Here is a 23094-nt window from a genome sequence, read left to right as displayed (position 1 = left end):
CTGTTAGTGAGAGAAAAATTTATTCTTTACTAACATAAGTCCCGCCAATGAAATCATGAATGGCTCTCTTGTCTTCTCGTAAGATAACCATAAGTCCACTGACCAATACTGATATTCCAAAGGTAGCTAGTACAATGATATATTTACCAACCATTTCTCTCATAATCATATTGAGTATTGTAGGGTTCTCATCATCGTTAAAACGCTTTATTTTAACCTTACAAATTTTCTTGCCGATTACGTATCCACCCCACAAAATAGGAGTAATGGTCAAATACAAGGTATATAATGCTTGAAAAGTGAATTCTTCGTTCCGTTCGATAGAATAACTACCGTTTATCATGTAATATACGATTCCAAATATTGACGAAATAATTAAAAAATCTAAAATACTTGCTACAAATCTTATACCAAATCCTGCTGGTCTCTTAAAATTCATCTAATCCCCCTAATATTCCGTTTACTCTAAATTATACCACTTTCCTGTTGAACTACTATTTCGTTATTTGAAGAAAAACGTCCCCAAAGCGGGGTTTGGGCACATTTTGAAACATTTGTTACACTGCTCAAGAAGTGTTTTCACAATTTACCTTCAAACAGTAACTTATTTTACTCAGATCCATTCTCTATTTCCTTCAACATTTTTACTTCTTCTGGGAATAAAAAACTAATTAGTTTTTTAAACATACTTTGTTGATACATAGATAAAAGGATTTCTTGAATAATTTCTTCATATTTAATATTTAAAGTAGATGAAATGATTGTAAGTGTTTGATTTAAAGTTGGTAAATCTTTTTCGAACAATTCAGGCGGGAATTCGGGATCTTTCCTTAAACTATCGTATTCTTGATCTAACCGACTTGATAGATGGAACATAATATATTCAAGTTTCTTTTTATCCTCTTCAAAAATACCTAGTGAAAGAAGTAGATGCCAGTATGGTTTTTTTTTATTAGGTTCTACCAAGATAGCAAGGCGTTTTAAACTTTGCTCTAAAGAATAAAGTTTTCCCTCTAATTCTTCTATTTTGTTTTGCTGTTCATCTTTCATATTAGGTCCCCTTTAATATAAATAAGATTCTTTGTTCAGTTGAATAATTCCTTATTAAACTAAACTGCTGCGTTAATTGAAGTATAACCTTCCCAAACCGATGTTTGGTCACATCCTGATTATAAGGAGTCTAAGCCTCAATTAAATTAAATTGGGATTTAGACTCCCTATACTAACCTAAATAAACAATTTTCCCATCTTCTTTTTTTAATCGAATTGTTACTTTACCAACAAAATGCTCTGGATTTTTGTAACCTTCTTCAACTTCTTGGAACTGCTTAGATAATAGAGCTTCAATTTCTCCTAGTGTTGTATCTTTAGGAAGGTTATGTAACCGAATTAATTCAGTGCCTTTATAAACATCTCCATTACCATCAACTTCTCCAAATGCTTTAACTTCAATCTCAATTTTCATACCTTCACCCCTTTCGATACTATTATCACATTTACGGATTAAATCACAAAATATTCTGGTGGTTTTTATAAATAAAATAGAAACCTTCCCAAACCGACGTTTGGTAACATAATTACAGTCTAGTACCGTAATCAAAATCGTATTTCCACATGAATATGATGCCCCCTTATTCCACAATCTGGGCGCTTTTCTTGAATAGAAAAGTGTTTTTTCAATTATAGGGCCAGATTGCCGTATATTGACTTTTGAAAAATGTTAATTAGGAAAGTAACGTAATATTAGTTGAATATAGGTTTAATTTGAAACTTTTTACTTGTCCATTGCGTAGGAGATAGTAAGGAGGAGGAAAAATGAAAAAAATAATTGGTATATTTATTGTGGCACTCATTACAGTTATAATAGCTGATTTAATTCAAGGAGTAATTTTAACTTTCATTCACACACCAAACGTTTATTCAACAAGTAATTTAGAAATGGCAAACTACATAAAGTACGCTGTTTATGCTAGTACATTAACAATAGCTTTTGGGTGTATAAATAAGGTGAAAGATAAAGTTAAAAGCACCACTAAATCATCGGTAAAAGTATCATGAAGTCTTATATTTTCAAACAGTTTACTTGCATCCTTGTCTTAATTCTTTTTGCTTTTATAGCAGATTATTATTTACAAAACGTGAATGTAGCAATAGAAAGTGTTGCACTCAAACAAGTGATAATGTTCATCGCTATTTCAATCTTACTTTTTGTATGTAATCAACTCATATATAATTACGCAAAAAAAGAAGAAGGATTTATGCAACATAAGGTTTGGAATAAGATGTTTATTGTTATTTTAGTATGTTTGATGCTCTCGTTTGTGATATTTATTGTCTTATTCTTTGCTACACCACTTGAAGAATTAATTACTTCATTTACATGGATTATGTTTATTGTAGCTTATTACTTTATTTTTTTTACAAACCTTTTTGTTTTATCAATTGTCCATAACGTTGTTGATCGTTCGATGAAGGTAGAGAAAAAAATATTAATAACTTGGACAAGTTCATCTCTGCTTGTAGCAATTATTTTATTTGTATTACCAAGTTTTTAATTAATTTAAAGTGGACAACTTCTTTCACAAACTGCGCGCGATTATAGAATAACACTTAGATTTTTAACAACTTTATTGTTATATTTTGGGTACAGTGAAGTAACGTATATCGAAAATTAAACAACTATATTATAACCCCGTCCTAAATTTAGAACGGGGTTATGCTTATGTGACTTTATAAATTAAATAACTTTAATGATAGCATTGCCTGATTGATTTGAAACCCGAATACTTTCAATAATCCCGTTCTCAATTCATTCAATTTGATTGAATCGAAAAGGGGAAATAAATGGAATTTAAAAAGCGTGTTTTGATGATTTTTCAAACAATTTTATCAAGGTTAATAAGTTACTGATCTAGCTCTAAAGGTAAAAAAGCATAGTCTCCGTCCTTAATAATCTCACATTTACGTACTGGTATAGGATGTTTAAAAATGGGCCCATCTAGTACTGTAGTATGGAACTCTCCACCTTCTCCGCAGGGGTCAATCCCACGAGCTTCAAGTTCCTTCACGTATTCATGAGTTAATATCCGGCCTAAATCGTCCTCCCGCATACCAAGTGATAAATTTACAGTTACAATAATCGTAACAAATCCTAAATTTATGAACTCTTCAACAGCTTCTTGATGGTTCATTTCCCATAAGGGCATTCCAAGCTTCAATCCGGCATACTTCGTAACCTTTTCATGCCAACAGCCATGTGCAGGCATATCTAAGTCTCCAGTTACTAACACTTCGGATCCATGATTTTTAGCATTTTCTAAAAGACGTATAAATACTTTTTCATAATCTTTCCAACTTGCAGCTGCAGTATAAACGGGCAAACCTATAGAACTAGCTTGGGCATGTATGAGTTCAGGGGGCATTCCATGTGATCTAGAACGTTTTCCTTCTTCCTCCAGCATGACGATGAGTCCAACCGCTTCTCCAACCATCATTGCTTTATATAAAGCTAAGGCACTGTCCTTACCTCCGCTAAAAGAAGCTACAAATTTTTGTCCGTGTACACTATTTTTCCAATCCTTTACTTCTGCCATTTATATCTTTCCCCTTTTATTGAATGTCTTTTTCATAATTCGTGTTATTTGCCAATATCATATTTCATCCATGAGTTTTCATAGCTCAAATTGTTTGTTTCATTTTATCACGATTGGACCTTACAGATAGGCTATTATTGCATACGTTCGCTAAGGGTAGCGAATTATCGTAGCCGACATGATCCAGGGGAAACAATTAATGTTTATCGTCCAAGTAAAGGTGCAACTGGGCTATTTCCAGTTTAAACTGATGAGTACTTGTTTTATTGAACCCATTTTGATAGAATCAAACTAATTAAATGCATTTGCAGGGGGACACAGCTGTGTTGAGAAGGTAAAACCTGACCCTTAGAACCTGACCGTTAATACGGACGTAGGGAGCAAAGTACATATTAGTTTTTCTGTACTTACTATGGCTCCGCGTAATTTACGTGGAGCTTTTCTTTTGCAAATACTTTAATTGCAGGGGGACACATTCGTGTTGAGAAGGTTAAAACCTGACCCTTATAACCTGACAGTTAATACTGACGTAGGGAGCAATTATAGGTGTAGTATACACTTTTTTGGCGTCTCTATATTCATAGAGACGTTTTTTTGCACTTACGTCCATCTAAGTCCAGCGAGGAGGAAAACGGATGGAGTTTTGTGGAAAGTATGAAAATGGTCTGGATATTCAAACAACTAACAAAAATTAAGTAGGGGGAAATGATGATGAAATTACATGAACAAACCGTTTTAGTTACAGGCGCAAGTAGAGGCGTTGGAGAAGAACTCGTAAAAGCATTTGTCAAAGAGGGAGCTAATGTCGTACTGAATTATTATAAGAGTGAGGAAAAAGCGCAAAATTTAGCACAAAGTTTGGGTTCTCAAGTTATCGCTTTACAAGCAGATATCCGCAATCAACAAGAAGTGCAGCAAATGGTTGAAAAGGCAAAGCAATATTTCCATACCCCGATTACAACCATAGTCAATAATGCATTGATTGATTTTGAATTTAATCCACTCACACAAAAAAATGTGTTTGAGCTTCAATGGACCGATTACAATAAGCAATTGGAAGGAACGATAAAGGGTGCTTTAAATAGTATTCAAGCATGCATTGAGGATATGAAAGAACTAGAATTTGGTCGTATTATTAATATTGGGACAAACTTATTTCAGCATCCGGTAGTAGCTTATCATGAATACACAACAGCTAAAGCAGCATTGCTCGGATTTACACGTAACATGGCGAAAGAGTTAGGGGAGTATGGCGTTACAGTCAATATGATGTCTGGTGGACTTTTAAAACAAACGGATGCAAGTAAAGTGACAACAGCAGAAGTATTTCAATTGATTGAAACCACAACCCCTTTACAAAGAGTGACAACACCAAAAGAATTAGCGGAAGTGGCATTATTCTTTGCATCTCCTTGGGGAAGTGCCATCACTGGGCAGAATTTAGTCGTTGATGGCGGTCTTGTAATGGATTAAGAGCAAACTTGTATCTCTCTTTAAGATGAATCCTACTGATAGGCATACTGGGATGTAGAGAAAAGCATAATTTTTGAAAATATTGATTTACAGTATGAACTATATATACTACAATTTAAATTATTGAAATACCTGAGTTGTTCAGGAGAGGTTCATAGCTGATACCCTCTATAAAAAACTATGGATACATGTATATTACGCCATGTCCATATTGGATGTGGCTTTTTTTTATGCCTCCAATAGTTTGATTAGAGATGTTATAGTTCGCCCTCCTTGGAATACTCCGGTATTAACTTAAGGAGGTTTTTTTATGTCTGGTCGTCACCAAACAGAAGGATTAGAGGATTTAACATTATTAGGAAATCAAAATGTAAAGTACACATTTGCTTATGCACCAGAAGTATTAGAGTCTGTAGACAATTTACATGTAGACCGTGATTATTTTGTGAAGTTTAACTGCCCAGAGTTTACAAGTCTTTGTCCGATTACACAGCAACCGGATTTTGCAACGATGTATATTTCATACATTCCCGATAAAAAAATTGTGGAGAGTAAGTCGCTGAAATTGTATTTATTTAGTTTCCGCAACCACGGTGATTTCCACGAAGATTGTGTAAATATTATTATGAATGATTTAATTAAACTTTTAGATCCCCGCTATTTTGAAGTATGGGGCAAGTTTACGCCACGTGGAGGTATTTCAATCGATCCATGGTGCAACTACGGTCGTCCAGGTACGAAATATGAAGAAATAGCAAACTATCGTTTAATGAATCATGATTTATATCCTGAAAAAATTGATAATAGATAATTTTTTCTCAATACTTTGCTTGCAAAGAGCGGTTATTAACAACCCTCTATAAAAAACTAAGATCAACCAGTACTGCCTCTTAGTGCTGTTTTTGGTTTAAGAAAGAGGAGAAAAAGAATGAAACATGAGAAAGCCGTTGTTGTATTTAGTGGCGGGCAAGATAGTACAACGTGTTTGTTTTGGGCTTTAAAAAACTTTAAAGAGGTTGAAGTCGTTACTTTTGATTATGGACAACGGCATGCACTCGAGATTGAGTGTGCGAAACAGATTGCACAGGAGTTGAACGTACGACATCATATTTTAAATATGTCGCTCTTAAATCAGTTAGCACCGAATGCTTTGACGCGTGACGATATCGAAATACAAGAAGGCGTGGCAGGCGAGCTCCCCTCTACGTTTGTGCCAGGTCGTAATTTAGTTTTTTTATCTTTCGCAGGAATTTTAGCAAGCCAAATTGGCGCGAAGCATATTGTGACAGGTGTATGTGAAACCGATTTTAGTGGCTATCCAGATTGTCGCGATGCCTTTGTGAAATCCCTAAATGTCACATTAAATTTATCGATGGACACATCATTTGTTATTCATACGCCACTCATGTGGATTAATAAAGCCGAGACATGGGCTTTAGCAGATCAGCTAGGTGCGTTTGATTTTGTACGTCACAAAACATTGACATGCTATAACGGAATAATTGCGGATGGATGCGGGGAGTGCCCAGCATGTAAGCTTCGTCTGCAAGGAATGGAAGCTTATGAACAATCGTTAAAATAGGAGGATTTTATGATAAGAGTTTTACTTTATTTAGTATCAATTGTTACAGCAAATGTCGTAACCGCGAGATTTATGCCACTTGAATTCGGGATGTTTCTTGTACCGATGGGCTCCTTCTTTATTGGGGCGACATTTATTTTCCGAGACCTTGTTCAAAATAAATATGGCCGCAAAAAGACATACCTCTTTATTTTCCTAGCGTTAGTCTTATCAGCGGTGGTGTCTTATTCATTAGGAGATACATTAGTCATCGTCGCAGCTTCCGCCTTGTCATTTTTAGTAGCTGAAACGACAGATACAGAAATTTATACACGTTTAAAATTACCGATGGCGTGGCGTGTGTTTTATAGTGGAATTGTAGGCGGCTTGTTAGACTCAGTTATTTTTGTCGTTGTCGGCTTAAGTCCAATGGGTGCAGGCTTTATCCCTTGGGTAGCCGTCCCTGCAGCTATAGTGGGTCAAGTGATTGTAAAAATAGTCATGCAAATGATTGGCGCGGCTTTTTTAGCGCAAGGTTTAGTTTATAAAGAAAAGCGTCTCTCTAAAATGTCCGCCTGATTAATGTAATAATATGCTTAAGTATTTTTACCGCACTTACATTAGTTAAGCTGAACCGTCCCATAAGTAAATAAGGTTTTGAAAAAGCTTAAAGAACACGAATTATTCATGTTCTTTAAGCTCTTTTGTTATATGCTAACGGTAAGACTTAATGGTTGCAATATTGTTTCTGCGACATCTTCTTTTGAGATTTTTTGGAAGAATATTACTGCACGTCATTATCACAGGTGAAAGACACTACTTAACCTTATCAGAAGGTGTAGATAGCGTTAAAATTTCAAAGCGGTTAGGTCACGCCAACCCTAAAATCACATTGGAATTCTATGCACACCTATTGCCGAATGCAGATAATGACATTGCAGATATTTTTCACAACGCTATCCAAAGTAACACTAAATAATGGGGAAAAATCCTGCGGACAAATTGCGGACAAATCCAAAAGTTAAGGAGTAAGATAGAAAGTCTTCAAAAAAGAAAAAGCCAGCAAACATTGATATACCAACGTTTACGGGCACTTAAAATAATGGTCCCGACTGGTCTCGAACCAGCGACCCCCACCTTGTCGAGGTGGTGCTCTCCCAGCTGAGCTACAAGACCGCGATAAGAAACACCTATAACAATGTTCTTACCTGTTATTATAGCATCCACAGTGGGAGCGGTATATAGAAAACTGTTATATTTTTACTTTACTTTTAGAGAAACCTGCAATTTCCCCATAGATCAACGTCTTTTCTTTTTATCGTCTTTTAATAGAGCTTGTTTTTTATTTATTTTTTCCAGGGCGACATGGACGTGATATTTACTTTCTTCGATTTGAACGACATTTACGACCTTTCCTTTACGACCTTTTATTTTTAAATCCTCATCTACTTCAGGAATCCGTTCTAAACACTGACTCAGGACAGGCATATTATTTTCCAAATAATGAACAGCAAACAGCATGAATAAGCGCTCCTTATTAATTCAATTTTAGATTGTGTCAATTTATGAAGATTCCATGATCTATAGAACCTTCAAAAAATTAGATTGACCACCATAGTAGAAATGATTTCCGCATTTCAGTAATAGGATATGGTAACGAATGAATTGAGGTGTAGAAGGAATGACAAAAAAATGGGGTTTAATGGCGTTCTTTGCATTTGGACTGTATGTTGTTGCAATGTATTTGTATTTTTTCCATGGACAAAATAGCGGGATTCCAGCCGCTCTTCAAGGAACGGCTGCAGATCCAAGCACTTTTCTTACAACACAGGAGCTGTTATTAAGTGAAGAATTATCGAAAGTAAGAAATTTCCTGTTCTTTATTACAACTCCTTTGGAATGGCTGCTTTACTTCGTTATTTTAATTACGGGAATTTCACGTTTGTTCGAGAAATGGAGTGCTGAACAATTTAAATGGTCTGTATTCAGAACCGCAATGTATCTGTTCTTTCTGTCTCTGCTGTTGTTCATCCTTCAATTCCCGATGGACTATTATCGCTATACGCTCAGCAAAAGCTATGGGATCAGTACGCAAGTTTTTTCTTCGTGGATGCGGGAAAATATAATTGATTTTTGGCTGGATTTCGGGATGTCGGTCATCATAATTGCCGTTCTCTATTGGCTTATCAGAAAAAGTCCTAAAAAATGGTGGCTCTATGCATGGGCTTTAACTGTACCGTTTTCAATCTTCCTGATGTTTATTCAACCTGTCGTCATCGATCCGATCTACAATGATTTTTCTCCGTTAACAGATAAGGAGCTGGAGACGAAAATTCTATCTCTTGCTGAGCAGGCCGATATTCCATCTGACCATGTGTTTGAAGTGAATATGTCGGAGAAGACGAATGCTTTAAATGCCTATGTGACTGGAATCGGCGACAACTCCCGGATCGTGCTGTGGGATACGACCTTAAACCGGTTAACACATGATGAAATCCTCTTTATCATGGCACACGAGATGGGTCATTATTTGCTGAAGGATATTTATATTAACATCGCGGTCTATTTAGTTATGACGCTCATTGGACTATGGCTGATCGCAAAAATCATGCCTTGGATGATTCGCCGTTACGGACCAATCCTGAAAATTAAAGAAATGGGCAATTTGAATTCTTTGCCGTTGTTTTTGCTGATTTCATCATTTTTACTGTTCTTCTCCAGCCCATTGTCCAATGCGATATCACGTTATCAAGAAATCCGTGCAGATGAATTTGCAATCGAGCTGGTGGAAAATCCGGAAGCAGCGATTTCATCGTTTCAACAGCTGACGAAAGCCGGTCTTAGTGAAGTAAATCCGCCTGCACTTGTCAAATGGTTCCGCTATACGCATCCGCCAATGTTGGAAAGAATCGATAAAGTTGCCGAAGAAGTTGATGAGGATTAACCAAAAAACATGTATAATTAGTTTACTATATATATAAGAGCTTCAATTTTTTGCAATAAATTTTTGGGGGCATTGAAAGGAACGCGGCTATGGTCAAAAAAGAATGGATTGCACTTTTTCACAAAGAATTAAGGCAAGAAGCTGTAACACCAGGATTTATAAGAGAAGAAACAAACGATGTAGTTCGCCACATTTCGAAATTTAATGAAAACGGATTTATATTAGCTTCCAATGTAAATGAAAGGTCGGCAAGGGACGTGATTCGAAATGAGCTAAGTTATTTCGGTAACCTCAAGCAAGGTTTCGAATGGAAAGTGTACAGCTATGACAAACCTGATAATTTGACCGAAATACTTAAACAGGAAGGATTTACGATAGATGATCCAGAAGCACTTATGGTCATGAAATTAACGGATAGTCATCCTTTTCTTATAAATATCGATCTGCAGGCAGTGAAGGAAATTACGGATGAACAAGGCATCCAGGACCTTATTGTGCTGGAAGAGGCGATCTGGAATGGATCTCATAAAGAGCTTGGGGAAAGACTTTTGAGAGATAAACAAGATAATCCGGACTCGTTATATATTTATGGGTTTTATGAAGATGGCCGGCTTGTAAGCGCTGCTTGGATGTACTTGGAGAATAATTCGTCCTTTGCTAGCTTATGGGGAGGGTCAACGCTTCCGCAATACCGGGGCAATGGTTATTATTCAAAACTATTGGCCGTTCGTGCACAAAAAGCTTATGAGAAAGGGTATTCCTTCCTGACGGTAGATGCCAGTCCAATGAGCAGACCGATCCTTGAAAAGGCAGGTTTCAGTTGTCTAGCTTACTCGTATGGTTGCCAATCACCCAGTATTCCAGTGGCAGATTAGGATAGTGTGATCTAAATATTTTCATCAAGTTAAGCGCTACTCTTAAAAAGGATTAGCGCTTAATTTTTATTAACAGCAGTTGAATTTGATACACCCAAAGTAATACTGGATATTGTGTAAAAAAGTGTAGTAAAAGGAGGAATTTATATTGAACAAAGATCAAGAAACACCGGAAGCTAAAAGAGAAAGATTAAGGCAGCAAGAATTAAAGGGAAACCCGGCGGCGATGCATGGAGGAGGCCTTCAAGATCTGATCGGGGATTTAGGGTGGAAAGGTACAGGCATCCTTTTTCTTATAATCATCATCGCCATTGTAATTTATTTAGCATTTTTCAACTAGACGGTTTGATTAATTAATAGTGCACATAACTTACAAAAATATTCTTTTAGGCATATAAACGCGTACAGGAGAATTGCTTTGGTAAAATTACCTTATACATTGAATAATACGATTTCTAAAAAGGGGGATTTACCATTTCAATTAATTACTCGCCTCGGCTGGTTTTAATGGTACTTGCAGGACTCACACTGATCAGTTTGCCTTTTGTCAGACTAATTTTTCCTGTTTTCTATGTCCAAACATTTTTATATGATCCATCAGCAATCGTCCTTTTTCCGCATCGTTTAAATTTCACCCTGGTACTCGTGGCAAGTCTGTTATTATTTGTCGGATTCATCATCCCGTTAATCAGACAAAACAAATTCACTTATAGCCTGTTAGTTGCTTTTATTGCGGGGGCTATCTTTGTTTTTTATTTATCGGTTTTGAGTTATACATATATTGGAAAAGAAAGAGTTGTGTCGCATAATTTATTTGACGGGAAATCGTTCCAATGGACTGAAATTAAAGAAGTTGCGCTTGAGTACTACCAGGATGATACCGGCAGATATGAAGCATACAACTTTAAAGCAAATGACGGCAATTCCATTCGGATACCATTAAACGGCCACTTCCTATATGAGGATAAAAGCGAAATCTATAAAATAGCCAGACAAAACAATGTGTTGTTTATTGAACAGGAGAAAAATTAGCGCAGCCCACCCAATAAGACTTAAAATTCCGGAACACTTAATGATACAATAGTAGAATCTATCGAGATGGAGTGATGAATTGATGGAAATGTTGTATAATGGCGGTGGTGTTGGCGTGGTTGCGTTATTCGGGTTGTTACCAATTTTAATTAACTTAATGATCATTATTTTTGTAATCTATTTTATTGTGAAAGCGATAAAATTTATGGAAATGAAACAGAAATTAGATCAGGAAAAAAATGAAAAAATCGATCAGTTAATCCAACTGATGCACCAAAAGAAAAATGATAACATTTGATTAATGATGAGCATTTCGGTAATACATATTGCACAAACGAGCTTGTAGGAACAAGCTCGTTTTAGTTATGGTTGGAATCTTTAATATTGCTTCGAACTGACCAATTGCAGATCTTCATCAATTTTCAACATTACGCCATCCGCTAATAAAACCTCTAAAGGGAAAACTTCAGCATTCTTACTTGAGAAGAACCATGTACGGCCCTCATTTACGAATAAAAGGTAGGATGCATCTTCACGTGCTCCCATAAATGTTAACCCTTGTGCCGAAATTTCATTATGGTCCCGTTCAAAAATCGATACTTCATGAAACGTCGGTACGGATTTCAATTTATCCTTTACGACAATACTCATCTCCGACACCTTTTGAAGAGAGGAAGCGGTAAACGGTACCGCACTATGTCCAGCATCTGATAGGCGGCAAATAAATTCTACTATATTTCCTGCAGGGTCCTCAAAGTAGATGGATTTCGCGTCAATCCCTTCAAAGTAAACATCATCTTCACCTTGTTCTTGCGATAATGTTACTTTTCCTTTTGTCCATGCTTTCGCTTCTTCAAATTGATTTGAAGGGATATCAAAAGCAAAATGGTAGAATGGCTTTTCGTTTAAATGAGCCTTAATGAACGTGACTGCCGTTTCCCCAACATTCATTGTAAAGCGGTCTGCTTCTTCTGATAGTAGAGGGAATTGCAGCTTAGCCAAATAAAATTGTTTTGTTGCACCAAAGTTTGAAGCGTACATCGTAACATGTTTAATATTCATACATTTTCCTTCTCCCCGTTTGTGATAATTTTAAAGTTACCATGTATTCGTCAAATTCGAATCGTTAAATAGACTGAATTTCGAACAGTTTAAGGGTTTTCAACCACCATTTGCTAAATTTCCTTTGATTACATACATATAAAGTATTATTTTTTTCTGCAAATCTGGCTAATTCGAGATAATAATGTAAAATAATAGAGGATGAGAAAGGTTTTCTAATATAAAGATTCCAATGAAAAAAGAAAGGGAGCTAGTAAATGAAAAAGAAAATTTTGGCCGCATTCGGTGCGCTCATATTCGCGTGTATCTTGCCTTTAACGGAAGCATCTGCTGCAAGTACTAAGCAATTTTCATATGTGCCAGCTTCAAAGTATTTTGCCGAAGCAGTCTATGATTTGGCAGAGCGCAATATTTTAGGAGGCTACCCGGATGGTACATTCAAACCCGGCAACTCCATAACTAGAGGACAAGCAGCGGCAATTATTGCAAAAATGGTTAAATTGGACACGACCAATGTGAAAAACCCGAAATTTAAAGACGTCTCGACAGCAAACGGTTATTACAAAGCAATTGCCGCATTGGCGGAAAATGGAATTATTAGCGGCTACGGAGATGGCCGTTACGGTCCGAATGATCCGATCAAACGCGGACAGATGGCTTCGATTCTTGTAAAAGCGTTTGATTTACCACGCTATAATTACAATAGTGGTGAAATACCTTTCAAAGATGTTAACTATTCTTCACATGGTTTAAATATTTTCATTATTTACAAGCTGGGAATCACGTCAGGTACGACACCTGATACATTCAGCCCCAATGCTTTTATTACAAGAGGCCAGGCAGCCAAAATGTTGAAAGCAACGGAAGATTCAAAGCCAAAAATGGTTACGCTGGAAGCAAATGAACTTGGATTTGACCAGATTAGAAGAATTGAAGCAGATGCGATCGATTCGGATTTCTTTGAAGGGTTATTAGTGCAAGGAAAATATTTGCCGACAGGCTATTCCGGTGATCAGATTCAGCTTATTCCTTTAAAAGAAGGAACAAGTACACTTGTTGTATCCGGAGTGAAAGACGGAAGTGAACTTTATAAAAAGTATTATATCCATATGAAAAAGGAAAATGGTGAATTGGAACTGTCGCTCGAGCAAACTGAAGATTCATTGCCTACCGTAGCGACGTTATGGTTTTACGAAAATTCAATGACTGAACCGATAAGCGAACCTGTTCAGAACATATCCCTTGAGACAATGGACGGTGAGAAGCTTTCAGATAGTGTAGAGTTCGAACAATGCGCTACGAAGGGTGGCTGTATTGTCATCGACAAACCCGGTCAGTATATCGCGACAGTCCGTTTTGCCGGGGGAAAAGTGGTGCGCTACGGAATTGATGCAAAACCGAACAAATCCAGCATTTACTATGATATTCAGACGATAAAAGAACAGAGGGAAACGGTATTCGAGCTCGATAAGAATTTCGATATTGGAAAACATATCATCCGAACAAAAGATGCGGAGCAAATAGCAACTGTAACAAGAGATCCAGGGACGAATGTGTTCCGTGCTAAAGCGACTGGTGAGAAAAGGGGTTATATCTCAGTTGATTTCGAGAAGACGGTCACTGATCGAGAATTCTTTAGCGAAAACGAATGTTTCATGAATGTATGGTTAGGAATAACTGTAAATGTTGGCCAAATCGGGTCCATTGTAAATGTAACGATTAACCGGAATCTAATGCCGGATCATTAAATTTCCAAGCAGGCGTATTGTATTTGCCTGCTTTTTTGTGCATACAATAAGAATTTTATGTAAACTAATAGGGAAATGGAAAATACAGGGGGTTCTGCTTATGCAATATGATGCAAAAGATGCCGGACAATATTTGGAAATGCTCGAAGACGACTGGCGCAAAGAGAAGCTTCTTGCAATCCGGCAAATGATTTTATCCTATGCGCCTGAATTTGGAGAATCGATCCGCTATAAGATGCTGAATTTCGGTAAGGATGAACATTATATTTTCGCATTGAACGCGCAAAAACATTATGTCAGCCTCTATGTTGGCACGATCGAAAAAATTGAAAATGCAGAGGCGCTCTTGACGGGCTATAACTATGGCAAAGGATGTATCCGGATTAAGAAGACGATCAACATGGAAGAGACGGGACTGCGAGACTTTATTCATAAAACTATCGATATGTGGCGGGCCGGGGAAGATACGGATTGTTAAAGAAGGGGGACTGCTCTACGCGGTCCTTTTTTATTTGTTGGTGTTTATGTTAGAATGAAATTGCCAAGTTTTGTTATTCCGAAAATCTCATTCGGGAAATAAAAGTTAACCAGTTTTTATCTGAAATCATTCAAATTTGAAGGGAAGTAAGATGAAAATGACGATGCTAAACAAAGTAACAGCAGTTATGGATGAAGTTGATTTTTCAGGGACAGTTTTGGTTAAACGAAATAATGATGTATTACAGCAACAGAGTAGTGGTTATGCAAATCGTGCAGATTGGATTTTGAATAATGTAGAAACACGATTCGGAATTGCTTCCGGTTGCAAAATCTTTACAGCAGTAGCGATTTGCCAGCTTGTAGAGAAGGGGCAGCTTTCATTTGAATCGAAGTTATCCGAAATTTTGGATATTCCGTTTACTCGATTCGATGAAGAAATCACGATCCACCACCTCCTGACACATACCGCGGGAATACCGGATTACTTTGACGAGGAAGTAATGGAGGATTTTGCAGATTTATGGGTGAATCAGCCGATGTATTTAATGCGAAACGGTCGTGATTTTTTGCCGCTGTTCCAGCATGAACCAATGAAGTTGGCAGTCGGCGAGCGCTTTCATTATAATAATGCCGGCTATATACTGCTCGGTCTTGTCGTCGAGCAGGTAAGCGGCAAGCACTTTGACGAGTATATGACGGAAAAAATATTCAATCGTGCAGGGATGGAGCACTCAGGGTACTTTGAACTCGATGCATTGCCTTCAAATACGGCGCTCGGCTATATTGAAAAGGAAGATGGCTCATGGAAAACGAATATTTACTCTGTTCCCGTAAAAGGCGGGGCGGACGGGGGCGCTTTTGTCACTGTGGAAGATATGCATCGTTTCTGGCAAGCATTGATGAAGTTTGAACTTTTAGGCGAAGCGATGACGCAGCAATTATTAACGCCATATATTCATACGGATGAAGATTTTGACCGGTTTTACGGCTACGGTGTGTGGATTGATAAGAAGGAAGATTGTATCTCGAAATACCATGTGATGGGCTACGATCCTGGGGTGAGCTTCCACTCGGCATTTTATCCGGAGAGTGGTCTGGTTAGTGTCGTCTGTTCGAATAAAAGTGAAGGCGCATTTAACGTTTTTAAGGAAATTGAAAATGCTTAGTATGGAGCCAGCTAGCTGAGGCTAGTTGGTTTTTATGTAAGCCCGAAATATAAAAAATAGCGCACCTTTACGGTACGCACGACAAATGGCCAACTATCCTAAATTTTTTTCAGATAGTTGGCTATTTTGCACATGTGGCTTGAATATTTTCTGACCAAGGCATGTAGTTATGTAAAATCTCAGGTTGCTGATGAAATGGTAAATTTGGTAATTCCGTCATCAGCTTCACCAGATACTGATAAAAATCAATCCCGTTTGCTTTGGCCGTTTCAGCCAAGCTTAAACAGATGGCATTCGCATTGGCACCCGCTTCGCTCACAGAGAAAAGCCAATTTTTACGGCCAATAACATTTGGACGAATCGCATTTTCAGCGGGATTATTGTCAATTGCGATGTGACCGTTATCAAGAAAGACTTTTAACTCATCTGCTCGGCTCAATGTGTAGTCCGCTGCTTTCGCAATTGCGTTTTTACCAAAGAAAGGAGAACGGTCAATCCAATCGAAAAATTCAGCTACGATGGGCTTTGCTTCTTGTTGACGAACTCGCACACGTTCTTCCGGTAAAAGGTGTTTGATTTTACGCTCGATGTGAAATAAACGATCGCAATATTCAACACCTATTCGCCCGTTTTTACTATCAGCTTTCAGCCAATAACGTCGTACGTGCGCCCAACAGTTAGCGAACTGAACATTAGGCAATTGACCATAAGCCGAATAGCCATCACAAATCACAGTCCCTTTGAACCCTGCAATTAAATTTTCTAATATAGCTCGCCCTCGTGAGAGAGCGCTCTTAAATAAAACGATAATAGGACCTTCACTTTGTACACTACGACATACCCAGTTATAGGCGTTCGATTGAGCGGATTTCCCATCTGAACGTTTGAGTATTTGTGCATACGTTTCATCCACATGCAGCACAGATTTCGCCGTCAATAGTTGCTTCATCAAAACATAAAGCGGTTGAAGCCAATCTTCTGCTACGCGTATTACCCAATTGGATAAATTCTTATCGTTGGTATGTAGGCCATGTCGCTCCCATTCATTTACCTGACGGTAAAGAGGCAAGTACTGGATAAACTTATCATAGATAAGTTTTGCTAAAACAGTGGGTCCGGCAATGCTTCTTTGGATAGCGCCTTGTGGTGCTTTACCACGTTTGATTTGTGCTTTTTGTAGGGCATCTTTTTTACACGCTTTGCACTCATAAGCATGTTCAAAATGTTGTACACGTTTCAACGTAGCTGGAATAAATTTCGCTTCTTCACGTACCATCGTTGAACTGAATTCTACCATTTCACCGAGACAACAATCACAAGCTAAATTAGCTGGATGATGATGAATTTCCTCAACTTCAATATCCTCACGAAACGAATCATTTCGTTTTTTATTTGTCTTTTTACGAGTAACGGTATAACTAACCGTTTCCGTGCTTTGTTCTTCTGTCTGCTCAGGTTCGTTAAAAGACGGATCTTCTTCAAATAAAGAGCCCTGTCCGTCTGGTGCTTGATATTTGGATTTCTCTGACTTAGAGCCGTATAAGGCTTTCGTTAATTGACGAACTTGTTCCGTCAACGCTTCTATTTGTCGATTTGACTGAGCTAACTGTTCTTCAAGTAATCGTATAATACGTTCGTTTTGTTCTTCTTGCTTCTGTTTAACAAGCGTCAAATCGTTCACCACTTTTCCGTTCAAGTTATATGTGGATGATTATACCATTTAATATATGATGATTAAAAGATACCTTTTACAGATTTTGCAATTGCCTTCGGCTGTTGTAGAGATAATCCTTCCAACAACCAACGCAGCTCTTGTTGCGAAAGTTTGCGTACCTCATTTTCATCTTTTGGCCATTGTAATTTCCCATTATCTAATCGTTTATAAAGCATGGCGAAGCCATCTCCATCGAAATACAAACATTTATACCGATCCTTGCTCCATCCAGAAAACAGAAAGATAGAATCACTATACGGATCCAATTCGAAAGAATCTTGAATGAGCGTTGCGAGACCATCAATACCTTTACGCATGTCTGTCTTACCGCAGATGATGTAGATGTTTTGCACGCTCGTAAAATCCTGTTTCATCCCTTCAGCTCCTTCATAATGGTTTGGATAATGCGCTCATCTACGCCATTGAAGAAGGAAATTTCAGCCACAGCGGTTTTAATTACACAACTTGGCTCAGCAGTGTATTGAAGAGAATGATTCGAAGAAGTTTCAACTGGAAGAGGATCGAGTTTGACGGGAACAATGGTTAATTTGTTTTTAGACATAAATGGCACCTCCTTTGGTTGATACATTTATCGTACCGGAGGTGCCTGATGTTTTATATGCGTTGTTTGATTACGGGCTTACGTTTTTATTATTGTGGGGGAGGGTTTTCTAATATGTAGCCCCGTTCTTCTAATAAATCGCGAAAAGTTCTAATATAATGCCGAACTTCTAATATAATCGTTCAATGTTCTAATAACCCGTGGAAATGTTCAAATATCCTTCTACGATGTTCTAAAATCCTGTTCAAGTCTTCTAATAAGTGCAGCAGATGTTCTAATAAACGTAAAAAATGAATAGGCTACCCTCAATATTGCCGGGAAATTCACCCAAAAACGACCCCTGCACAGGAGTTTTCTAATAAGTATCCGGTTTGTTCTAATAACCCGTTCAAATCTTCTAATAACCGCAGCAAAAGTTCTAATAAAATCAGACCATCTTTTATGAAAGTACGGTTTTCTAATATGTAGCTCCGTTCTTCTAATAAATCGCGAAAAGTTCTAATATAATGCCGAACTTCTAATATAATCGTTCAATGTTCTAATAAATCATAGAAATGTTCAAATAACCTTCTTCGATGTTCTAATATCCTGTTCAAGTCTTCTAATAACCGTAGCGAATGTTCTAATAAAACCCAAACCATCGTAAGTAACCCCTCAATATTGCCGGGAAATTCATCCAAAACCGCCCCCACACCCGAGTATTCTAATAAACCCCCGAAATGTTCTAATAACCCATCCAAATCTTCTAATAACCGCACCAAATGTTCTAATAAAAACCGCACTACCATCAGCATCCCTCAATATTGCCAGGAAATACCGCTCCCCACACCCGAGTATTCTAATAAACCCCCGACATGTTCTAATAACCCGTTCAAATCTTCTAATAACCGCACCAAATGTTCTAATAAAAACCGAACCAACATCAGCACCCCTCAATATTGCCAGGAAATATCGCCCCCACACCCGAGTTTTCTAATAAACCCCCAGAATGTTCTAATAAACCCCCGAAATCTTCTAATTACCGCACCAAATCTTCTAATAAACCCCAAACCACCGTCACCATCCCCCAATATTTCCCGGAAATTATCGCTAAAACCATATCTCCACCAAAATTTCAAACCACGCTTCCGAATTCTGCGGAACACTTCGTAAAACTGCGCAACACCACACCCACAAAAAAAGCGCCCGCACAGACCATGCGAGCACTTCCTTTATCATACGTCTACCGCGTCAACACCTTTAACCTTTTCACGATCCGCTTTCAACGCGATATAAACCATCATCACCAAAATGAGTGAAGTTCCGAGCCACTGGAAACCGCCGAACGGTTCTTTCAGCCATAAAACGGTTGCCAGCACGGCAGTCAGCGGTTCGATATTGCCGAGCAGGCTCGTTTCTTTCGCAGTAAGCGTTTGAAGGCTTTCGATGTAAAACCAGAACGCCAGCATTGTGCCGAAAATAATAACGACAATCAAATAAAAGACAGTTTCGCCAGTCCATAACGACATCTCCACATCCCAGGGAGGCTGCACAAAACTCATCGTCAATCCGGCCAGAAACATTGCCCAGCCGACAACGACAAGCGAGTCAAAGCGTTTTAATAGCGGAATGACATAGAGCGTATAGAAGGCAAGCGTTACGCCGGACAGTAACCCCCATAAAATTGCAGGGAGCGGTACGGCGAACGCGGAAAGGGAACCGTTTGTTAAAAGAAAGAAGCTTCCGCTAAGAGCGAGTACAATTGTGACCGCATCTTTTTTCGTGAATGTGGACAGGCCACGCACCGTCACCCAAATAATAATCATAACCGGTGCCAAGTATTGCAGCAATGTTGCGACCGCCGCATTGCCTTCTTTAATCGAAGCCATATATGTATACTGAACCCCCAGCATTCCGATAATCGCGAAAACGAGTAAACGGAAAGCATCCCGTTTTTCCCGCCAAATCTTGAAAATTTGCCCCCGGTCTTTAAATATTGCCTGGGCAATTAAAAGAAGAATACCGGCAATGACAAGGCGTGTTGACACAAGCCAGTTCACTTCAATGCCAAGAGTAAACAGCTGCTGTGCCATCGTTCCGCCGATACCCCAGAAAAAACTGCCGCTTACCACTAATAAAAAGCCAATCATTCGTTTATTTTTCATGCTTAACCCTCACATTATGTATAATTACTTCATTGTAACGAATTATTATTCAGATAGCTAGAACGCTTTATAAACGATTGGCTTGCAAACTTGAAACAGATTTATTTATTTTTTTAATATAATAAAACCTTAAATGTCCCTTTTTCGGTACATGAAAGGATATATAGTCAGAAAAAGGAGGTTAATTCTGATGCTAACAATTAGTGCAGGTCATTACGGAAAGGGGACAGGTGCCTCGAGTTATATGGATGAAGGAGAGGAGACGGTCGCACTTGTTCAGGAGCTCGGGAAAAAATTGCGCCAAAAAGGGGTGAAGGTCAACGTTATTATTGATAAACAATCCAAGAACCAGCTGCAAAATTTGGCTTATATAGTGAAACAGCATAACGCAACACAACGGGAACTTGATGTCAGCGTTCATTTCAACTCTTCACCAACACGGCAAAAAGAAGGAATCGGAACAGAAGTACTGTATGTGAATCCGTCTATCTCAACATTTGCGCAAAAGATGAGCAGTGAAATTGCAAAAGCCGGAAAGTTTAAAAATCGTGGGGCAAAACAGCGCACGAACCTGGCTTTTTTAAATGGGACAGCAAAGAAGGCCATCCTCATAGAAGTATGCTTTGTCAATTCAGTGCAGGATGTAAAGTTATACCGCTCCAACAAAAATCACATAATCGATGCAATTGCCGAGACATTGACAAGTTATTTCCCGAATACAGCACGGTCAGTAAAATCGGCACCTCTGCAGACACCGAACAAGCAGACGATTACAAGCAAGGCATTACAGCAGAAAGCGGAAGCACTATTTCAGGACAAAGAGGCTGTACGTGAGCAACTTAAACAGGGGGTTCAAATTGGCGCGTTTCAGCCAATATGGTTGGAAAACTTCGAACTCGGCAAATTAACGTTTTACGATTATATTGCGCTTACAACGTTGCAATATCAAAAAAATAACTCGAATATGTAACCTTTTTCCCCTTAAATCGACTAATGTAGTGAAATTACCGAAAGGATGGAACGATATGAAAAAAATTGCACCTTTAGCATTATCTGTACTGCTGCTCGGCACCGTAACGGCTTACGCTGATCAGCCAACAACAGAAGGGAATGAAGAAGTGGAAAAAGCGGCGACATTCATCCAGCACAGAGGGAATATTACTGCAGTCGAACAGAGGGAAAATGCCAAATTATTTACGGCACAACTGGAAGGCAATGTATTCAATTTCTATGTAGATAACAAAACGCTTGTTTTTGATGAGCATGGCAATGAAGCAGAATTGAAAACTGGTGATACGATTTCACTTTCCATTTACGCGGATCAGCCAATGATCTTAATTTATCCGCCGCAATATGCACCACCTGTCGTGATTGTGGAAAAAGATGATACGGCCAACTCAGTAAAGGTCGCGCAGTTTGATGAAAACTTCTTAAGTGACGACGGAAAATTAAAGCTGAATCTAAATGAAGAGTCGGTCATTGTAGATTCTAAAGGCGAAAAAGTGGCTGCTAAGGATTTGAAAAACTACAGCGCAATTGTATTTTACGGACCAACGACAAAGAGCATTCCGGCACAGACAGCACCAGAAAAAATCATCGTATTCCCCAAACTTGATGATGAAATGGAAAAGCCTGAAATTGCCCAAGAAATACAGGAAATAATCGGTGAAGATTACAAAGAAGTCGATGGCAAAATCATGGTGCCATTACGTACTGTCGCAGAAGAACTTGGCTATAAAGTCGTTTCGACAGGAAAGGGCGCGGTCATCTCTAAAGGCGCATTGTCGTACACGATTACACGCGGAGAAAAAACCTATGGCCATAACCGGGCACTGAAACATTTTGACGTTGCACCGGCGTTACTCGAAGAAAACAAAACGTATGTAGAGTATGATTTTGTTAAGGGTTTACTGAAATAAAATTAATACTAACAGGCTAAAATTCATTCTTTTCATGAATTTTAGTCTTTTTATGGAAACGAAAACCCCCTGCTATGCGGGGGGTTCTAAAAAGCTTTTAGCTATGGACAAAAAAAATACTCCAGTCGTACAATAAAATCAGGTCTGGTCAACCGATTACGTACGAAAGGAGCTCCAATATTGGATAATAAAAGTTTAGCACATACAACATGGAATTGTAAGTATCACATCGTGTTTGCGCCAAAATACAGAAGAAGAATAATCTATGGGAAAATAAAAGCAGATATCGGTAAAATATTACGTCAACTGTGTGAAAGAAAAGGCGTAGAGATTATTGAAGCTACAGCGTGTCCCGATCATATACATATGTTAGTGAGTATTCCACCAAAGCTTAGTGTATCTGCGTTTGTGGGGTACCTTAAAGGGAAAAGCAGTTTGATGATATTCGATCGACATGCCAATTTGAAGTATAAATATGGCAACCGAAAATTTTGGTGTCGAGGGTATTATGTGGATACGGTAGGTAGAAACAGAAAAGTCATTCAAGAATATATAAAGAATCAATTGCAGGAAGATCTGCTCGAAGATCAGATGACGATGAAAGAATTTATCGACCCATTCACAGGGGAAGAACTAAATCGAAGAAAAAAATAAGTACACCGCTTTAGCGGTAGTCGGAAACGTAGTGCGGTTGGCAGACCTTTCAGAGCGTCTTTAGACGTGGGCCAGTAACCCAGCGTTTCACGCGCAGAGAAAACCACCAGTTCAACTGGTGGTTTTTATTTTTGCATGCAAACAGGTGCTTTGAATTAAAATCAAAG

The 23094-nt window shown here is 38.3% G+C and carries 28 protein-coding genes, 1 tRNA gene and 3 riboswitches; of the genes, 17 read left to right on the top strand and 12 right to left on the bottom strand.

What is annotated here, in order from left to right; genetic code table 11:
* Window positions 1-19: 19 nt before the first annotated feature.
* The 3 genes from MKX73_RS17135 to MKX73_RS17125 all read right to left on the bottom strand — a co-directional run bounded on the left by MKX73_RS17135 (window position 20) and on the right by MKX73_RS17125 (window position 1465).
* Window positions 20-439: an RDD family protein gene (locus tag MKX73_RS17135; RefSeq protein WP_340718497.1), complete on the bottom strand. Its 420-nt coding sequence runs from the start codon at window positions 437-439 to the stop codon at window positions 20-22.
* A gap of 170 nt (window positions 440-609) precedes the next feature.
* Entirely contained in the window at window positions 610-1050 is a 441-nt protein-coding gene (locus MKX73_RS17130) for a hypothetical protein (RefSeq protein WP_340718496.1), read from the bottom strand.
* A 172-nt stretch (window positions 1051-1222) separates the two neighbouring features.
* A complete protein-coding gene (locus MKX73_RS17125) occupies window positions 1223-1465 on the bottom strand; it encodes a hypothetical protein (protein ID WP_340718495.1) in 243 nt (80 codons plus the stop codon).
* 350 nt (window positions 1466-1815) lie between these two features.
* Here MKX73_RS17125 and MKX73_RS17120 point away from each other — a divergent pair, with 350 nt between their 5' ends.
* Window positions 1816-2058, top strand: a complete 243-nt coding sequence (locus MKX73_RS17120; RefSeq protein ID WP_340718494.1) for a hypothetical protein — start codon at window positions 1816-1818, stop codon at window positions 2056-2058.
* Window positions 2055-2555 carry a hypothetical protein gene (locus MKX73_RS17115; protein WP_340718493.1) on the top strand — a complete coding sequence of 167 codons (501 nt, stop codon included), beginning with the start codon at window positions 2055-2057 and terminating at the stop codon, window positions 2553-2555. Before MKX73_RS17120 ends, MKX73_RS17115 begins: the two co-directional genes overlap by 4 nt.
* Before the next feature lie 348 nt (window positions 2556-2903).
* Here MKX73_RS17115 and MKX73_RS17110 read toward each other — a convergent pair whose 3' ends face one another.
* Window positions 2904-3593: a Dph6-related ATP pyrophosphatase gene (locus tag MKX73_RS17110; RefSeq protein WP_340718492.1), complete on the bottom strand. Its 690-nt coding sequence runs from the start codon at window positions 3591-3593 to the stop codon at window positions 2904-2906.
* A gap of 299 nt (window positions 3594-3892) precedes the next feature.
* Window positions 3893-3990: riboswitch (TPP riboswitch) on the top strand.
* Between the two features lie 57 nt (window positions 3991-4047).
* Window positions 4048-4146, top strand: a riboswitch (TPP riboswitch).
* Between the two features lie 158 nt (window positions 4147-4304).
* On the opposite strand from MKX73_RS17110, the gene MKX73_RS17105 reads away from it, so the two are divergent.
* From MKX73_RS17105 to MKX73_RS17090, 4 genes are all read left to right on the top strand, one after another.
* Window positions 4305-5066, top strand: coding sequence for a 3-oxoacyl-ACP reductase (locus tag MKX73_RS17105; protein WP_340718927.1), 762 nt, complete (start codon window positions 4305-4307; stop codon window positions 5064-5066).
* A 141-nt stretch (window positions 5067-5207) separates the two neighbouring features.
* A riboswitch (PreQ1 riboswitch) is annotated at window positions 5208-5254 on the top strand.
* Between the two features lie 122 nt (window positions 5255-5376).
* Entirely contained in the window at window positions 5377-5877 is a 501-nt protein-coding gene (gene queF / locus MKX73_RS17100) for a preQ(1) synthase (RefSeq protein ID WP_340718491.1), read from the top strand.
* A gap of 117 nt (window positions 5878-5994) precedes the next feature.
* Entirely contained in the window at window positions 5995-6648 is a 654-nt protein-coding gene (gene queC, locus MKX73_RS17095) for a 7-cyano-7-deazaguanine synthase QueC (RefSeq protein WP_340718490.1), read from the top strand.
* Between the two features lie 12 nt (window positions 6649-6660).
* Window positions 6661-7206 (top strand): VUT family protein, encoded by a 546-nt coding sequence (locus MKX73_RS17090; RefSeq protein ID WP_079528775.1) that lies wholly within the window; start codon window positions 6661-6663, stop codon window positions 7204-7206.
* A 524-nt stretch (window positions 7207-7730) separates the two neighbouring features.
* On the opposite strand, the gene MKX73_RS17085 is transcribed toward MKX73_RS17090, so the two are convergent.
* Window positions 7731-7803 (bottom strand) — tRNA-Val (locus MKX73_RS17085).
* A gap of 123 nt (window positions 7804-7926) precedes the next feature.
* Window positions 7927-8148 carry a hypothetical protein gene (locus tag MKX73_RS17080; protein ID WP_340718489.1) on the bottom strand — a complete coding sequence of 74 codons (222 nt, stop codon included), beginning with the start codon at window positions 8146-8148 and terminating at the stop codon, window positions 7927-7929.
* A 160-nt stretch (window positions 8149-8308) separates the two neighbouring features.
* On the opposite strand from MKX73_RS17080, the gene MKX73_RS17075 reads away from it, so the two are divergent.
* The 5 genes from MKX73_RS17075 to MKX73_RS17055 all read left to right on the top strand — a co-directional run bounded on the left by MKX73_RS17075 (window position 8309) and on the right by MKX73_RS17055 (window position 11776).
* A complete protein-coding gene (locus tag MKX73_RS17075) occupies window positions 8309-9571 on the top strand; it encodes a M48 family metallopeptidase (protein ID WP_340718488.1) in 1263 nt (420 codons plus the stop codon).
* Window positions 9572-9660: 89 nt separating this feature from the next.
* Window positions 9661-10446 carry a GNAT family N-acetyltransferase gene (locus MKX73_RS17070; RefSeq protein ID WP_340718487.1) on the top strand — a complete coding sequence of 262 codons (786 nt, stop codon included), beginning with the start codon at window positions 9661-9663 and terminating at the stop codon, window positions 10444-10446.
* A gap of 148 nt (window positions 10447-10594) precedes the next feature.
* A complete protein-coding gene (locus tag MKX73_RS17065) occupies window positions 10595-10786 on the top strand; it encodes a DUF6366 family protein (protein ID WP_340718486.1) in 192 nt (63 codons plus the stop codon).
* A gap of 167 nt (window positions 10787-10953) precedes the next feature.
* Window positions 10954-11478 carry a hypothetical protein gene (locus MKX73_RS17060; protein ID WP_340718485.1) on the top strand — a complete coding sequence of 175 codons (525 nt, stop codon included), beginning with the start codon at window positions 10954-10956 and terminating at the stop codon, window positions 11476-11478.
* A gap of 79 nt (window positions 11479-11557) precedes the next feature.
* A complete protein-coding gene (locus MKX73_RS17055) occupies window positions 11558-11776 on the top strand; it encodes a hypothetical protein (protein ID WP_340718484.1) in 219 nt (72 codons plus the stop codon).
* Window positions 11777-11856: 80 nt separating this feature from the next.
* Here the strand turns inward: MKX73_RS17055 and MKX73_RS17050 are convergent, their stop codons facing one another.
* Complete coding sequence (locus MKX73_RS17050; RefSeq protein WP_340718483.1) at window positions 11857-12540, bottom strand: glyoxalase; 684 nt, start codon at window positions 12538-12540, stop codon at window positions 11857-11859.
* 257 nt (window positions 12541-12797) lie between these two features.
* Between MKX73_RS17050 and MKX73_RS17045 the strand changes: the two genes are divergently transcribed.
* The 3 genes from MKX73_RS17045 (at window position 12798) to MKX73_RS17035 (ending at window position 15934) form a co-directional block, all read left to right on the top strand.
* A complete protein-coding gene (locus MKX73_RS17045) occupies window positions 12798-14288 on the top strand; it encodes an S-layer homology domain-containing protein (protein ID WP_340718482.1) in 1491 nt (496 codons plus the stop codon).
* 100 nt (window positions 14289-14388) lie between these two features.
* The gene (locus tag MKX73_RS17040) at window positions 14389-14766 is read left to right on the top strand and encodes an iron chaperone (RefSeq protein WP_340718481.1); all 378 of its coding nucleotides are present in this window, start codon (window positions 14389-14391) and stop codon (window positions 14764-14766) included.
* 151 nt (window positions 14767-14917) lie between these two features.
* Window positions 14918-15934, top strand: coding sequence for a serine hydrolase domain-containing protein (locus MKX73_RS17035; protein WP_340718480.1), 1017 nt, complete (start codon window positions 14918-14920; stop codon window positions 15932-15934).
* Between the two features lie 121 nt (window positions 15935-16055).
* Here the strand turns inward: MKX73_RS17035 and tnpC are convergent, their stop codons facing one another.
* From tnpC to MKX73_RS17010, 5 genes are all read right to left on the bottom strand, one after another.
* Window positions 16056-17606, bottom strand: a complete 1551-nt coding sequence (gene tnpC / locus MKX73_RS17030; protein ID WP_340718479.1) for an IS66 family transposase — start codon at window positions 17604-17606, stop codon at window positions 16056-16058.
* A gap of 62 nt (window positions 17607-17668) precedes the next feature.
* The gene (gene tnpB, locus MKX73_RS17025) at window positions 17669-18022 is read right to left on the bottom strand and encodes an IS66 family insertion sequence element accessory protein TnpB (protein WP_340718478.1); all 354 of its coding nucleotides are present in this window, start codon (window positions 18020-18022) and stop codon (window positions 17669-17671) included.
* Entirely contained in the window at window positions 18019-18210 is a 192-nt protein-coding gene (locus MKX73_RS17020) for a hypothetical protein (RefSeq protein WP_340718477.1), read from the bottom strand. Before MKX73_RS17020 ends, tnpB begins: the two co-directional genes overlap by 4 nt.
* A gap of 530 nt (window positions 18211-18740) precedes the next feature.
* Entirely contained in the window at window positions 18741-18998 is a 258-nt protein-coding gene (locus MKX73_RS17015; protein WP_340718476.1) for a hypothetical protein, read from the bottom strand.
* A 426-nt stretch (window positions 18999-19424) separates the two neighbouring features.
* Complete coding sequence (locus MKX73_RS17010; RefSeq protein ID WP_340718475.1) at window positions 19425-20354, bottom strand: EamA family transporter; 930 nt, start codon at window positions 20352-20354, stop codon at window positions 19425-19427.
* A gap of 190 nt (window positions 20355-20544) precedes the next feature.
* Here MKX73_RS17010 and MKX73_RS17005 point away from each other — a divergent pair, with 190 nt between their 5' ends.
* From MKX73_RS17005 to tnpA, 3 genes are all read left to right on the top strand, one after another.
* Window positions 20545-21324, top strand: a complete 780-nt coding sequence (locus tag MKX73_RS17005) for an N-acetylmuramoyl-L-alanine amidase (RefSeq protein ID WP_340718474.1) — start codon at window positions 20545-20547, stop codon at window positions 21322-21324.
* Between the two features lie 55 nt (window positions 21325-21379).
* Window positions 21380-22273: a stalk domain-containing protein gene (locus tag MKX73_RS17000; RefSeq protein WP_340718473.1), complete on the top strand. Its 894-nt coding sequence runs from the start codon at window positions 21380-21382 to the stop codon at window positions 22271-22273.
* A gap of 180 nt (window positions 22274-22453) precedes the next feature.
* Window positions 22454-22927: an IS200/IS605 family transposase gene (tnpA, locus tag MKX73_RS16995; protein ID WP_340717202.1), complete on the top strand. Its 474-nt coding sequence runs from the start codon at window positions 22454-22456 to the stop codon at window positions 22925-22927.
* Window positions 22928-23094: the final 167 nt, after the last annotated feature.

The organism is Solibacillus sp. FSL W7-1436 (assembly GCF_038007305.1).
Taxonomy (GTDB): Bacteria; Bacillota; Bacilli; order Bacillales_A; family Planococcaceae; genus Solibacillus.
The sequence above is the reverse complement of the archived record's forward strand: the minus strand, read 5'-3'. Positions and strand labels throughout refer to the sequence as shown.

Coding starts and splice junctions, on each gene's coding strand:
- MKX73_RS17120 (WP_340718494.1), top strand. CDS start 1,816: ATGAAAAAAATAATTGGTATATTTATTGTGGCACTCATTACAGTTATA.
- MKX73_RS17005 (WP_340718474.1), top strand. CDS start 20,545: ATGCTAACAATTAGTGCAGGTCATTACGGAAAGGGGACAGGTGCCTCG.
- MKX73_RS17110 (WP_340718492.1), bottom strand. CDS start 3,593: ATGGCAGAAGTAAAGGATTGGAAAAATAGTGTACACGGACAAAAATTT.
- MKX73_RS17040 (WP_340718481.1), top strand. CDS start 14,389: ATGCAATATGATGCAAAAGATGCCGGACAATATTTGGAAATGCTCGAA.
- MKX73_RS17045 (WP_340718482.1), top strand. CDS start 12,798: ATGAAAAAGAAAATTTTGGCCGCATTCGGTGCGCTCATATTCGCGTGT.
- MKX73_RS17115 (WP_340718493.1), top strand. CDS start 2,055: ATGAAGTCTTATATTTTCAAACAGTTTACTTGCATCCTTGTCTTAATT.
- MKX73_RS17020 (WP_340718477.1), bottom strand. CDS start 18,210: ATGTCTAAAAACAAATTAACCATTGTTCCCGTCAAACTCGATCCTCTT.
- MKX73_RS17075 (WP_340718488.1), top strand. CDS start 8,309: ATGACAAAAAAATGGGGTTTAATGGCGTTCTTTGCATTTGGACTGTAT.
- MKX73_RS17070 (WP_340718487.1), top strand. CDS start 9,661: ATGGTCAAAAAAGAATGGATTGCACTTTTTCACAAAGAATTAAGGCAA.
- queF (WP_340718491.1), top strand. CDS start 5,377: ATGTCTGGTCGTCACCAAACAGAAGGATTAGAGGATTTAACATTATTA.
- MKX73_RS17050 (WP_340718483.1), bottom strand. CDS start 12,540: ATGAATATTAAACATGTTACGATGTACGCTTCAAACTTTGGTGCAACA.
- MKX73_RS17080 (WP_340718489.1), bottom strand. CDS start 8,148: ATGCTGTTTGCTGTTCATTATTTGGAAAATAATATGCCTGTCCTGAGT.
- MKX73_RS17035 (WP_340718480.1), top strand. CDS start 14,918: ATGAAAATGACGATGCTAAACAAAGTAACAGCAGTTATGGATGAAGTT.
- MKX73_RS17010 (WP_340718475.1), bottom strand. CDS start 20,354: ATGAAAAATAAACGAATGATTGGCTTTTTATTAGTGGTAAGCGGCAGT.
- tnpB (WP_340718478.1), bottom strand. CDS start 18,022: ATGAAACAGGATTTTACGAGCGTGCAAAACATCTACATCATCTGCGGT.
- MKX73_RS17135 (WP_340718497.1), bottom strand. CDS start 439: ATGAATTTTAAGAGACCAGCAGGATTTGGTATAAGATTTGTAGCAAGT.
- MKX73_RS17000 (WP_340718473.1), top strand. CDS start 21,380: ATGAAAAAAATTGCACCTTTAGCATTATCTGTACTGCTGCTCGGCACC.
- MKX73_RS17105 (WP_340718927.1), top strand. CDS start 4,305: ATGAAATTACATGAACAAACCGTTTTAGTTACAGGCGCAAGTAGAGGC.
- MKX73_RS17060 (WP_340718485.1), top strand. CDS start 10,954: ATGGTACTTGCAGGACTCACACTGATCAGTTTGCCTTTTGTCAGACTA.
- MKX73_RS17130 (WP_340718496.1), bottom strand. CDS start 1,050: ATGAAAGATGAACAGCAAAACAAAATAGAAGAATTAGAGGGAAAACTT.
- queC (WP_340718490.1), top strand. CDS start 5,995: ATGAAACATGAGAAAGCCGTTGTTGTATTTAGTGGCGGGCAAGATAGT.
- MKX73_RS17125 (WP_340718495.1), bottom strand. CDS start 1,465: ATGAAAATTGAGATTGAAGTTAAAGCATTTGGAGAAGTTGATGGTAAT.
- MKX73_RS17015 (WP_340718476.1), bottom strand. CDS start 18,998: ATGGTAGTGCGGTTTTTATTAGAACATTTGGTGCGGTTATTAGAAGAT.